The sequence below is a fragment of the Rhodococcus sp. NPDC003348 genome, assembly GCF_053589375.1.
Map to the genome: position 1 here is coordinate 33,778 of NZ_JBSFRT010000013.1, position 12,354 is coordinate 46,131.

Consider the following 12,354-nt stretch of genomic DNA (forward strand, 5'->3'; position numbering starts at 1 on the left):
ATGTTTCTCGCATTCGAGGCAGTGCTGAGTGACATCTACCCACAACCGCCAAGGGGCATGAACGAGAGCACCTGGTTCAAAGCCGCGCTGCAAAAGGCCGACGAGTTGGTTCCGGTCTCGCCGTTGCTGGCTCCAAGCGGAGTGCCCTCGGCGATCGATTGGGTTTACGAGAACATCTATCGCGATGCACGATCCGGCCTCATGCACGCCAAGCAAGGTCGTGCCTACCATCTGCCGCAAGACGACCAGAGTCGCCAGGAGTTACAGGCTTCACTCAACAGCATGTGGCTCTACATCAGTCGGCTACTGGACACACATCTGGGCGTAATACACATGTCCGGCGGACTCTTTCAGGCCGGATTCCAGATGATGGCGGAACCCTACCTTTCGGGGGTGATTGCTGCGGTATCGGCGGACGCAACTCCTATCGCCCTCAACGAAGAGCTGTTCGCACCAACAGGGGAACGGGTTGTCGAGCTGATATCAGGCCCGGTCGTGGCGGCTGAACCGTTTCTGGCAACGGTGTTGGCGTCGTGCGACGCAGCCGAACTAGTCGACCTTCCCACCATCGGTCGAATCGGGTCTACGGACACGATGGGCAATCTCCATGTTCTGTCCGCCCTGCCGGGACCGATTGAGGTCGGCAGTTCGGTGAAGCGGTTTGAGATCATGCTCGGCATTAGGGGCGTCAACGCCGCTGGTCCACGAACCCACTTCTCCGCCTAGGCCGTGTTTCTGAAGTCGACCAGAGGGCCGTTCCGGACCGCGACCTATCCGCCAAGCACACCCTGTTCACGAACGCGCCGGCGACGACGCTCCGCAATCAGGCCGACCGCAACCAGCACCTGGCCCAGCATTAACGAAACCGGCAACGCAATCAGCTCCCACCCAGTCGAGCCGAACTGCAATGCCCACACCACGATCGCCACGGCCAGGACCAGCGTCGTCAACTGCCCGAGCGTCATCAGGAGCGGAGGCACCCACACTCGGGCGGTGCCGCGTACGAGAACGATCACACCAGCCACCGCTCCCACCAACGCGGCAACCAACCCGATCGGCGTCGGCAGCACCACCATCAATTCGAAGAACGGACCCGGCTCAATGACCCCCGAACTCACCAACTGAGGCATCACATAGAGCCACACCGATACGAAACACAGCACCGATACGACCGACGCAGTCACAAGCATCTTCATCGCTGCAACCTAGCTCGACACCCACCGTCCACGGCGCTGCCCTGGCTTCGAAACGCTGGCTACTCGACCCCTATCTCAATGCTCGCGACACTGTGCGCGCCGCCGAATGCCAGTGGCGTGCCCACTACGTGCCCACTCAGCCCCCGTAACGTGCCGTAACCCGCGTGGTACGTTTGCCCTGGTGGTCGACCTGTTTAGGTAGTCTGCCAGCGCAGGCAAAACGTGTGTGTTTCAGGTTCCCAAGCTGAATACGCGGGTTCGATTCCCGTCATCGGCTCTCTCCCCCTCTCCCTCCTCTCCTCTCTCTCCAGGGTGTTCACCCATTGAGGCCGCTTGCATTCACCTATTGAATCTGCGGACGAAATTAGTACCGAAATTCCGTCGCGAGTCCGCCTGACTGAACAAACTCGGCCGATCCTCGCGCTGACTGTGGAGCGAAATGAGCCGACTTGCACGCTAACGGCGCCTGTGAGCCGGCAAATTCCGCGGTGGGCCGAAGTGAAGCCGCGGAATCCGTGGATTTCGCTGCGGTGCGGGGTGGCTATCTGCCGACTCGACTGGACACCGAAGTTTCTTCGTGGCGGCGGGGAACAACGCGACGCGGCCGCTCACAGATTGTGCGCGCCGGCTCAGCCTCCCCCAGGAACTGACCCCACGGATCCAGGCGTTCGCGCTTGGAATACCAGTCGTGCAGATTGAGCAGGTTCGGTGCGGCGAGGGTGAATCCGACAAGCGATGTGTAGCGGCTGATTCCGAAGCCGCGGAAGTAGCCGTGGTGCACGTGGAGTCGGTTCTGCTTCAGGTCGGCGAACACGCTCTCAATTCCGGGGTGGCGGTGATACGACTCCGCCCACGCGACGGTGCCATTTGAAACGGCATCCGCGTGTCGGGGTAGTCGGTGTCGTGCAAGGCAATGGTGCGTCCGCATCCGCATTCCCTTGATCGCCCTGAGGCGGCCGGAGACCGGCGCCTTCAGGATCCTGATCACGTTCGGGTATTACGCTGTCGTTCAGTCTGATTCCGCCAGTTCGGGACTCACCCGAAGGAGTCGATCCGTCACGACCAGATCGGCGAATCGGTCGCCCTCCGCGTGCGGAGGATCTCACGCAGCCGACGCTGGTATCGGTCCGGAGACATCCCGAAGGTCACGAAGATCTCGGCGGGCGGAGCGCCCCCGAACGGCGCCCAGATCACGGCGAACTGGACCAGGTGCCTGTCCTCATGATTCATCCCGTCACCCCAGCAGGTTGCCGTCGGGGTCGATCGCCCTCAGATAGTCGAGTTCCTCGGCGGTCGGGGCCGGCAGCGGATGCGCGTCCGCGGCCAGCGGGACGTCCCACCCGGTCGCGTCCCGGGCCCGCGCGAGCGCGTCGTCGGCGCCGTCCGCCGCGTCGGCGAACCAGGCCGCGAGGACGTACCTGCCGTCGTGTTTGCGCAGATGCCCGATCTCCGTCGCGATCACGGCGAGATTTCCTCCGTGGTAACTGACGAACTCGGCAGTGTCCACAAACTTTCTCCGGTCGGCGGCCACCACTGCGATCGTCGGGACCCGGGACGCGATGTCCGTGCTGCCGCCGCCGCCGACCAGGAACTGCCCGGCCGGGGTCCGGTTGCTGTTCGCGTTCCCGTGGTGGTCGAGGACCCCGGCCGAGAGCACGGCGATCGTGGTGTCGGCCGTGGACGGCAGGAGCATGCCGAGCACCTCCAGCGTGCTGCTGAGGTGGCGAGCGGTGGGCAGGTTTCGGGTGTTCGACAGCGTCGCGTCGTGGGGCCTGGGTATGTAGCCGAGCACCCCGCCCTCGAAGACGAGGTCGACGACGTGCTGATTTTCGAGTAGTGCTGTCCTCCCCAAAGCGGCCGCGAGATGGGAGAGCCCCGCCCCGGCAACCACCGTCCGGGAACCGGATGTGCTGGCCAGCTCCGCCATCGCGCGGGCACCGGAGACGGCCAGGCGTTCGCCCAGGGTCGCCGGTCCCGTCCGGGGCGCGTCGGGTTCGGCGTCAAGTTCGTCGATTCGCCAGGATTCGTCGAGGTCCATCGCGAGGAGATGCTCGATCCGCCCTCGGCCCAGCTCGCCCAGATATGTCTCCCGCGTGGGTTCGTCGATCCACCGGCGGCTGAAGGTGTCGGCCTCCTCGACCGTCCGTAGGCGCCCCAGTTCGGTGAGGAACCGGTAGTCCTCGCCGTATCCCGCGACTCCCTCGATCCGAACCGGCACCGGCGACGACGCCGGGTGTGCTCCGAACGGAACATGTGCGACCCCGAGAACCCGGGCGGCGGGAACCCGCACGTGGCCGGCCCACCGGCGCAGGTCGGCCGGGGACACGACGTGGTCGGCGGTGAGGATGACGCCCTGGCGGGCCGCGTAGACGGTGTGTAGGTCCTCCGCGAAGGGCGGGAACAGGACCCCGTTTCCGTCCCAGTCGGCGACCGGGCAGTGGACGAGCGTGACGTCCGGTCGGAGCGCGGGCATGACCGAGCACTCCGTGCCGTCGAACGGATCGACGATCCGCTCCGTTCCGCCGTCCCAGGCGCCCGCGGGCAGGTCCGTCCCGTCCATCGTTCGGGCCGGCACGAACGGCCACCCTAGCGCAGCCGCGAGCACCCGCTGGACAAGGGCCAGGATCGACCACTCCTCGACGACGAGCGACCCGTCCTTGAGCGCCTGCGCGAGGATCGTGTTGGGTCGAACTGCCGGATAGGTCGTGGCAGCGAACGACGTGATCAGCTTGTCGACGCCGCCTGAGGCGACGAGCAGTCCGACCTCGGCGCGCAACGATGCCGAGATGACCGTCAGTTCACGGAGGCGGCCCGCGCGTGCCTGTCGGATCACTTCGAACAGCGCGGCGTAGGCCCGGGTCGACAGCCACGGGAAGTGGATCGCAGCGCCCGACCGGACATGCTCGCCGACCAGTTGATCGAGCGGACGCACGCGTGGTCGGGCCGGTGCGGTGGCGGCCTCGTCGTACCGGAATCCCGCGAATGCCTTTACGGGCCGTCCAATTTCGGGAAATGTGATGGTTTCCACCGAGACTCCTAGTCAGTCACAGGTCGAGGACCAGCCGCGCCGACCGCGCGCGCCCGACGCAGATCATCATTCGGTCGCCCTCCTCGCGTTCACTGTCGGACAGGATCACATCGCGATGTTCGGGGTGGCCGCCGAGTACGCGCACTTCGCAGGCGCCGCAGTACCCCTCCTCGCAGTCGGAGATGAAATCCGGTATCGCTTCGCGCACGACGTCGAGCAGTGTGCGATCTGTGGGCACCTCGAGTACGGCCCCGGTGCGGCGCAGCTCGACCTCGAAACCCTTGTCCTCGGGGGCGATCGGCAACTGGTCACCGGGCGGTGCGCCGAACCGCTCCACGTGCAGCGCCCCGGCGGTCCCGGCGGCCGCGGCACGCTCCTCGGCGGCCCGGATCAGACCCTCTGGACCGCAGCAGTAGACGGCGGAGCCGGGCGATGCGTCTTTGAACACGGCGTCGAGGTCGAGCATCCCGCGCACGTCCTGCGCAATGATGTCGATGTTCTGCTCGCCGAGCCGTTCCAGCTCGGCGACGAACGCCATGGACTCCGCGCGCCGGCCCCCGTAGCTCAGCCGCCACGGCAGGCCGTGGCGACTGACCTCCCGTACCATCGCGAGGATCGGGGTGATCCCGATTCCGCCGGCGACGAACACGTACGACGGTGCGTCGACGAGCCGAAAGTGGTTGCGTGGACCCCGGACTGAGATCTTTCGCCCGACCCACGCGGTGTCGTGAATCTCGAGCGAACCCCCGCGGCCGGCCTCGTCCCGCAACACCGCGACCGTGTACGCGGACCGGTCGTCCGGATCGCCGCACAGCGAGTACTGACGCGCCTTCCCCGAGGGCAGCAGCAGGTCCAGATGCGCGCCGGGGGTCCAGGCCGGCAGCGGCTCGCCGCCGGGATCGGTCAATCGGAGCGAGATCACGCCCTCGGCCTCCCACGTGACCTGCTGCACGCGCAGTTCGAGCACGTGCTGCGGATTCCTGTCCGGGTCACCTTTGGTCATGCGAATTCACCCATTCGAAAAGTTGAAGATCGTCCTGCGGACTTGATTGCCCGGTCTCGGTCCACGGCGGCGCCGGGCACGACGCCTCGACGCCGCCGCGGTCGGCCGGGTGGTTACGTGGGGATCTGCCGGTCGCTGATCGCCTGGGTCCAGGTGAACTCGAGCAGGCCCTCCATGCCCATCTCGCGTCCGTACCCGCTGGACTTCACGCCGCCGAACGGTGCGCCCGGGTCGAACGCGGCCATGCCGTGCTTGTTGATGAAGGTGACGCCCGCGTCGACCTGATCGGCCATCGCCCACGCGCGGCTCGGGTCCGACGTCCAGATGCTCGACGTCAGGCCGAACGGGGTCGAGTTGACCAGTGAGATCGCCTCGCTCTCCGAGTCGAAGCCGATGATCGGCAGGGCGGGGCCGAACTGTTCCTCGGTGACGATTCGCTCGCGCGCATCGACCCCGGTGACCAGCGTGGGCAGGTGGAAGTACCCGTCGTCCCAGGACGAGCGATCTCGGGCGTGCCCGAACGACGTCACCTGTGCACCGGACGATTCCGCCTCGGCAAGCAGGGCGGTGAAGCGCTTGAACTGTCGCTCGTTGGCCAGGGGGCCCATGGTGACCTCGGGATCGAGACCGTCGCCCACGACCACCTCCTGCAGCGCATCACCCAGCCTGGCGGTGACCTCCTCGAGCAGGGTGCGGTGGACGTACAACCGCTTGACCGCGAAGCAGACCTGGCCCGAGGTCATGGTGAAGGCGGCGACCAGCTTGCGGATCAGGTCGTCGTCGACGGTGACATCGTCGAGGAGGACGGCCGGGTCGTTGCCGCCCAGCTCGAACACTCCCCTGCGCAAACGTGATCCGAGTGCCTGCGCGACCGCGCGGCCGGCATCGAGGCCACCGGTGAACGCGATCATGTCGACGTCGGGATGGGTGCTGAGTGCGGCGCCGACACGTTCACCGGCGCCGGTGACGACGTTGACGACACCCGCGGGCAGCGCGGCGCCGATCGCCTCGACGGCCTTGAGCACGCCCATCGACGCGAACGGGGACGGCACGGCCACGACAGTGTTACCCGCGAGCAGGGCCGGACCGAGCTTGACGCCGAGCAGGGCGATCGGCCAGTTCCACGGGACGATGGCGCCGACGACGCCGACCGGCCGCCGACGGATCTCGATTCGGCCGGTGTCGTCGAACCGACGATCCCCCAGGATCCGGTCCAGTTCATCGAGGTTGTCGAGGTAATGCGACCAGGCCCAGGGCGGGGACTGGAAGTCCATCACCGACTCGGCGAGGATCTTGCCCATCTCGCGGGTGAGCGTCTGCGGTCCGGACGGATCGATCGCGGCGAGCCGCGCGCCGGCCTCCGCGACCAGCGCCGCGCGTTCCGCGAGCGGACGACGGGACCATTCCCGCTGTGCCCGCTTCGCGGCGGCGACCGCGTGGTCGATGTCCGCGGGCCCGCCGCCGGGAATCGACCCGACGATCTCCGTCGCGCGTGCCGGGTTCACGACATCGATCCGCCCACCGGCGGCCGCCTCGCGCCAGCTGCCATCGACGTACATGCCCATCTTCGATGCGGTCACAGCAGCACCACTCCCTTGGTGATCTCGTTGGCGGCGAGCCGATCGAGCGCCTTGGGGACATCGTCCAGAGAGAAGGTGGCGTCGATCACCGAGTCCAGCGGCAGCCGCCCGTCCATGTACAGGTCCACGAACGCGGGGATGTCCCGCTGCGGGAGGATCGACCCGGCGTAGGTGCCGGTCAGACGCTTCTGCATCAGGAACCCGAACAGGTCGAACGTGGAAGTCACCGCGGCATCCATCACACCGATCGCGACCGTCAGACCGCCCGGGCGGATCCCCTGGAGCGCGGTCTCCAGCGTGCCGGGGGCGCCGACCGCGTCGAAGCCGTAGTCCGCGCCGCGGCCGTCGGTGAGGTCGCGGATCGCCGCCACCGCGTCGGCGCCGGAGAGGGCGAGGGTGTGTGTGGCCAGCCCCAGCGCACGTGCCCGCTCGAGCTTGTGGGCGGCGATGTCGACCGCGATGACGGAGGTCGCCCCCATTGCCCTGGCACCCATCATCGCGGCCAGCCCGACCCCGCCCGCCCCGATCACGACGACGCTGCTCCCGGGTCGCACCTCGGCCCGGACGATCGCAGCGCCCAGCCCGGTCGACCACGCGCACCCCAGGCCGGCGAGCTTGTCGAGCGGCGCGTCCGGGCGGACCTTCACCGCGGCGGTGGCCGGGACGACCGCGTACTCGGCGAAGGATCCCTGACAGAAGAGGGTGTGCACGTCCTCGTCGCCGGACCGGAGCCTGGTGGTCCCGTCGAGCATCGTGCCCGAGAAACCCACCGCGCGTTCACACAGCGCGTATTCCCCGCGCTGACACTGGAAGCACGAATGGCACGAGGTGATGATCGAACAGATGACGTGGTCGCCGACCTCGAGGTGGTCGACCCCGGGACCGACCTCGTCGACGACCCCGGCACCCTCGTGCCCGAGCACCATCGGTCGCGGCGAGGGCAGATGCCCCGCCAGCACCGAGACATCGGTGTGACAGATCCCGGAGCTCACCAGGCGGACCCGGACCTCACCGGCCCGCGGGTGCGGGTCCGGCAACTCCTCGATCCCGATCTCGCCGACTCCGCGGCTGACTGCGGCTCTCATGTGACTCTCCTGCGCGTGATGGGGTGCCTCCGTGACACCCGAATCGGGCTGTGAATGGTCATGATTGGGGTGTGAACACGATCGGTAGCGAGCGGATGACCCGCGTCTGGCCCTCGGAGATCCGAACGGAGCCAGGATCGGCCAAGCGGTAATCGGGGAGCCGCCGGAGGATCTCGTCGACCATGATGCTCAGCTCGAGCCGAGCCAGCGGCGCTCCCGGGCAGCGGTGAACGCCCGCGCCGAATGCCAGGTGCCGGTTCGGCTTTCGGTCAAGTACGATCGACGATGGTTCGTCGAATGCCGCCTCGTCGTGGTTTGCCGACAGCCAGGACACCCAGACCCGGTCTCCCTCGGGGATCACGGTCCCGGCCACCTCGACCGGACAGGTCGTGGTGCGGGCGAACCCCGGCACGGGCGAGACGTACCTCAGGAACTCCTCGATCGCCGAGGGAAGCAGCCCGCGATCGTCCTGCAGCTGCGCCCGGAGCTCGGGGTGGCGGTCCAGCAGTGTGAAGATGTGATTGGCCGCCGCTGCGGTCGTCTCGCCACCTGCTCCGGTCAGGGACAGGTAGATGTCTAGCGTCGCCTCCTCTGTGACCGGGCGGCCGTCGACAGTCGAGGCGAGCAGGTGGCTCGCCAGGTCCTGCGTCGGGCGGTCGCGGCGAGCGGCGATCAACTGCACGTAGTAGTCGCGGATCTCCATCTGGAGCGCCATCCCCTCCTCCGGACTGCCGACCGAGACCAGCCCCAGCGACCACTCGCTGAACCGCGACACGTCCTCGTCGGGGATCCCGAGCAGCCAGGTGATCACCCGGGAGGTCAGCGGGAAGACGAGGTCCCGCGCCAGATCCGCCTCGCCGGCGGGGGCGAATCCGTCGATCAGCTCGACGACGTGCTCACGCACCGCGCTCTCGAGTTCGGCGACACGGCGGGCGTTGAAGACCACGTTGAGCAGGGCACGGTACTTCGAGTGCTCCGGCGGGTCCGATTCCATGGGGATGAAAGGCCGCGGCGCGCCGACGTCGGGCAACGTGATGGTCGGCAGGGAGGAGAACCGCGCGGTGTCCCGCGTTGTCGCCTCGACCTCCTCGTAGCGCGTCAGCGCCCAGAAGCCGCCGTAGTTCTCGCTGCGATGAACCGGACACGCGGTCCGCATCTCGGAGTGAATCCGCTCGGGATCATCGAGAGTGGCGGCGTGACGGTGGTCGTAGTTTCGGTTGCTGATGTCCACTGCTCCCCCAAATCGGGATGGGCCAGAAGCCGGTGATTGTTGTGCCCTGAGCCGGGCGATACGTCGACACTAGAACCTTCCGATCGGAAGTTCAATGGTCATTTTCGGAGGATCCCACCGAGCTGAATCAGCCCGCCACACACGGTGAAGATGCGCATCGATTCACACCAATCTGACTGCAGACCAACGGCATCCGATGCTTGCGGCGCGCGCCCGGCGCCCGGCGGGATCGGGGCGAATCGTGTGGGTGCGCGGGTGAAGTCGACGTGACGATCCCGCGCACCCACACCGTTCCTCTCGTCAGCGGGCCGGTTCGGCCGCGCCCGCGTCGGCGGCGATGCCCTCGGCCGGTTGGGTGAGTCAGTGCCACCGCGAGTAGTCGGCCGGACGCTTCGCCAGGAACGCGTCGCGCCCCTCGTCGACGGATTCGGCGGGCACGCCCATGGCGATCATGTCGAGGCCGTTGACCATGGTGTCGTAGGAGTAGTTCCACCAGACATTGCTGCCGGCCTTGGCGATCTGGAGTGACTGGGGATGCAGCGCGAGCAGCCGCTCCGCCCATTCGCGGGTGGTCGACCTGAGATCGTCATCGTCGACGACCGCGTTGACCCACCCCCACTCGAATGCCTGCTCGGCCGAGACCTTCTCGCTGAAGAAGACGATCTGCTTTGCCCGCTTCTCGCCGATCTGCAGCGGCAGGATGTTGGTCCCGCCGAGGACGGGGCACGCCCCGATCATCGTGCCGGCCTGCCCCAGACGTGCGCTTCGTGCGGCGATCGCGAGATCGGCGGCGATCACCAGTTCGTTGCCGCCGCCCACCGCAGTTCCATTGACCATCGCGATGACCGGCTTGCGGCAGGATCGGATCGATGTCATCGCCCGCAGCGCGTAGACCCCGGTGTCCACCAGACCCTTCTTGGTGAACTCCCGCACGTCGCCGCCCGCCGAGAATGCCCGGCCGTTGCCGGTCATCACGACGACGCCGACCTCGGGGTTGACCGAGAGCCCGTCGAGCAGATCGGCGAGGCGATGGAACTGGGCTGGGCCAAAGGCGTTCAACGTCTCCGGGCGGTTGAAGGTGATCCAGGCGATCCGACCCTCGATCGAGAGCAGGATGTCCTCGTCCGATCCGTGATATCCATTCAGCGACATGGTTGTTCCCTTCTGGTTGAGTGAATCAGTCCCACCACAGCGCCCGGCCGAAGGCCGGTCCAATCAATCTCCCGTGCCCGCCGTTCGACCACGGTCTTGGCGAATCGTCTGACGGTTGCTTGAAGTTCGACGTGCTCGTCGGGCAGTGCGGCATACACGGGTTCTCCAAATACGTTGGGCGGTGTCGAGGGTCAGGGCGTCAGGGCCCACTGGGCGAAGCACATGCCAACCCCGTACCCGGATTCGGTGCGGTAGGCCGGGACGTAGTCGAAGATCTCGGCGGGCGCCTGCGCGCAGGCATCGGCGATGATCCAGTCGGTGATCTCCGACGTTCCGTTGAGCCGTAGCGGCAGGCCGTGGTTCTCGTGGGCGAGCCGCAGCTCGTCGTCGCCGATCGACCGCCAGGCACCGAGGTCGGCGGACCGCAGGGCAGCGAGCACCCGTGCGTCCAGTTCCTCGTCGAGCACGAGGTGGCTGAGCCCGCCGGAGGCCAGGACCGCGACCCGTGCCTGCGAGGGGGCCGCGGCGATCGCCTGCCGCAGTGTCTGGCCGAAGGCCACACAGCGATCGATGCTGGGCACGTTCGGCGGGTTCCACACGTTGGTCACGATCGGCAGCAGCTCGAGCCCCGCGTCCGCGAGGTCGAGGAAGCGCATCGGCCAGGTAACCGCGTGGCCGATGCCGTACTCGTCCGAGGTCTCGGACACGTGTGCAACGTCGAATCCGCTGTGGCACAGATACTCCAGGATTCCGCGACCCAGGTGATGAGCGACCGGAACCGAGATCCGGAACTGGTCGGGGCCCTCGTCCCGTCGGTTCGCGGCGCTGGCCTCGAGGCGCTCGCCGAGGTACATCTCGAACACCGGCGCGGAGCGCGGACCGAAGTTCTCGCCCTGGTCGCTGCCCACGATCAGCAGCACGTCGGGCTCGGCCGCCAGGATCGCGGCGCGCAGTTTTGCCGTTGCGACGTCGTATCGGTCCTGGTGCTCGTCCCAGTGGTCGCGCACGTTGCCGACCAGCTCCGCGAGTGTGGGTCGTGGGATCTTCGGTTCGAGTGCCGGCCAGTCGGAGACCGGCGCGATCAGCGCGGGGCTGTGCGAGGTCCCGAAAACGCCTACGAGATTTGCCATTGTCCTCATGCTCCAATGTCGATGACGCGATTGCGCTGACGGCCGAGACCCGTGATCTCGCTCTCCAGAACGGATCCGGGGCGCAGCCACTGCTGGGGTGTGCTGGCGAGCCCGACCCCGGCCGGTGTCCCGGTGCTGATGACGTCGCCGGGTTCGAGCGTCAACGTTCGGCTCAGGTCCGCGATCAGCGCGGCGACGTTGTGGATCATCAGTGCGGTGGTGGACCGTTGCTTCTCGTCACCGTCGACCCAGCATCTGAGCTCGAGGACCTGTGGGTCCGGGATCTCGTCGCTCGTGACGATGAACGGTCCGAACGGTGACGACGCCTCGATGCTCTTGCCCTTCCACCACTGATTGCGCGAGAGCTGGACGTCCCGCGCGCTGACGTCGTTGAGCACGGCGTATCCGAAGACGTGGTCGAGTGCCTGCTGCGGTGCGATGTCGCGGCCGGACCGACCGATCACCACCGCAAGCTCTACCTCCCAGTCGAGCTGCGTGCTCACCCGGTGGTCGTAGCCGATGTCGGCGAAGGGTCCGCAGATGCTCCGGACATCCTTGGTGAAGTACACCGGGGCATCGGGCACGTCGATCTCGCCGACGGCGCGCTCGGACTCCTCGATGTGTTCGCGGTAGTTGACCCCGACGCAGATGACGTTGCGCGCCGGCCGGCCGAGTGGCGCGACCAGGGTGAGATCGTCGACCCGGCCGGCGACATGGTCCGCACCCGACCGCTCGCAGATCCGGCGCAATTGCTCGATCCCGCCGGGGCCGAGTTCGACCCAGCCCGTCATGGTCCTGGGGAGGTCCTCCCCCAGGACGTCGACGAGTGCGGTGGCGTCCACGACCGAGTCGTCGACGCCGACGACGCCGACGTGCGGCCGTCCGCCGGACAGAAAGGAACACAGACGCATGAGAAACACCTCTCGAGTGGATGTCAGGGACGCGAGAA

General features: G+C 67.2%; 12 protein-coding genes. 1 reads left to right on the forward strand and 11 read right to left on the reverse strand.

Annotated elements, in window-relative coordinates:
* Positions 1-57 precede the first annotated feature (57 nt).
* A complete protein-coding gene (locus tag ACWDU4_RS11130) occupies positions 58-726 on the forward strand; it encodes a hypothetical protein (RefSeq protein ID WP_450113956.1) in 669 nt (222 codons plus the stop codon).
* A 44-nt stretch (positions 727-770) separates the two neighbouring features.
* Here ACWDU4_RS11130 and ACWDU4_RS11135 read toward each other — a convergent pair whose 3' ends face one another.
* The 11 genes from ACWDU4_RS11135 to ACWDU4_RS11185 form a co-directional block, all read right to left on the reverse strand.
* Positions 771-1,196: a hypothetical protein gene (locus ACWDU4_RS11135; protein WP_450113957.1), complete on the reverse strand. Its 426-nt coding sequence runs from the start codon at positions 1,194-1,196 to the stop codon at positions 771-773.
* 541 nt (positions 1,197-1,737) lie between these two features.
* The gene (locus ACWDU4_RS11140; RefSeq protein ID WP_450113958.1) at positions 1,738-2,184 is read right to left on the reverse strand and encodes a hypothetical protein; all 447 of its coding nucleotides are present in this window, start codon (positions 2,182-2,184) and stop codon (positions 1,738-1,740) included.
* A gap of 68 nt (positions 2,185-2,252) precedes the next feature.
* Positions 2,253-2,426: a hypothetical protein gene (locus tag ACWDU4_RS11145; protein ID WP_450113959.1), complete on the reverse strand. Its 174-nt coding sequence runs from the start codon at positions 2,424-2,426 to the stop codon at positions 2,253-2,255.
* Positions 2,427-2,430: 4 nt separating this feature from the next.
* Positions 2,431-4,224, reverse strand: coding sequence for a CoA-transferase (locus ACWDU4_RS11150; protein WP_450113960.1), 1,794 nt, complete (start codon positions 4,222-4,224; stop codon positions 2,431-2,433).
* 16 nt (positions 4,225-4,240) lie between these two features.
* Positions 4,241-5,227: a PDR/VanB family oxidoreductase gene (locus ACWDU4_RS11155; RefSeq protein WP_450113961.1), complete on the reverse strand. Its 987-nt coding sequence runs from the start codon at positions 5,225-5,227 to the stop codon at positions 4,241-4,243.
* A 113-nt stretch (positions 5,228-5,340) separates the two neighbouring features.
* Entirely contained in the window at positions 5,341-6,807 is a 1,467-nt protein-coding gene (locus tag ACWDU4_RS11160) for an aldehyde dehydrogenase family protein (RefSeq protein ID WP_450113962.1), read from the reverse strand.
* Complete coding sequence (locus ACWDU4_RS11165; RefSeq protein WP_450113963.1) at positions 6,804-7,892, reverse strand: zinc-binding dehydrogenase; 1,089 nt, start codon at positions 7,890-7,892, stop codon at positions 6,804-6,806. The genes ACWDU4_RS11160 and ACWDU4_RS11165 overlap by 4 nt, the downstream gene beginning before the upstream one ends.
* Positions 7,893-7,950: 58 nt before the next feature.
* The gene (locus ACWDU4_RS11170) at positions 7,951-9,123 is read right to left on the reverse strand and encodes a cytochrome P450 (RefSeq protein ID WP_450113964.1); all 1,173 of its coding nucleotides are present in this window, start codon (positions 9,121-9,123) and stop codon (positions 7,951-7,953) included.
* 360 nt (positions 9,124-9,483) lie between these two features.
* On the reverse strand, positions 9,484-10,275 hold the full coding sequence (locus ACWDU4_RS11175) for an enoyl-CoA hydratase/isomerase family protein (protein WP_450113965.1): 792 nt from the start codon (positions 10,273-10,275) through the stop codon (positions 9,484-9,486).
* 191 nt (positions 10,276-10,466) lie between these two features.
* Positions 10,467-11,405, reverse strand: a complete 939-nt coding sequence (locus ACWDU4_RS11180) for a DODA-type extradiol aromatic ring-opening family dioxygenase (protein ID WP_450113966.1) — start codon at positions 11,403-11,405, stop codon at positions 10,467-10,469.
* Between the two features lie 5 nt (positions 11,406-11,410).
* A complete protein-coding gene (locus tag ACWDU4_RS11185; protein ID WP_450113967.1) occupies positions 11,411-12,316 on the reverse strand; it encodes a fumarylacetoacetate hydrolase family protein in 906 nt (301 codons plus the stop codon).
* Positions 12,317-12,354: the final 38 nt, after the last annotated feature.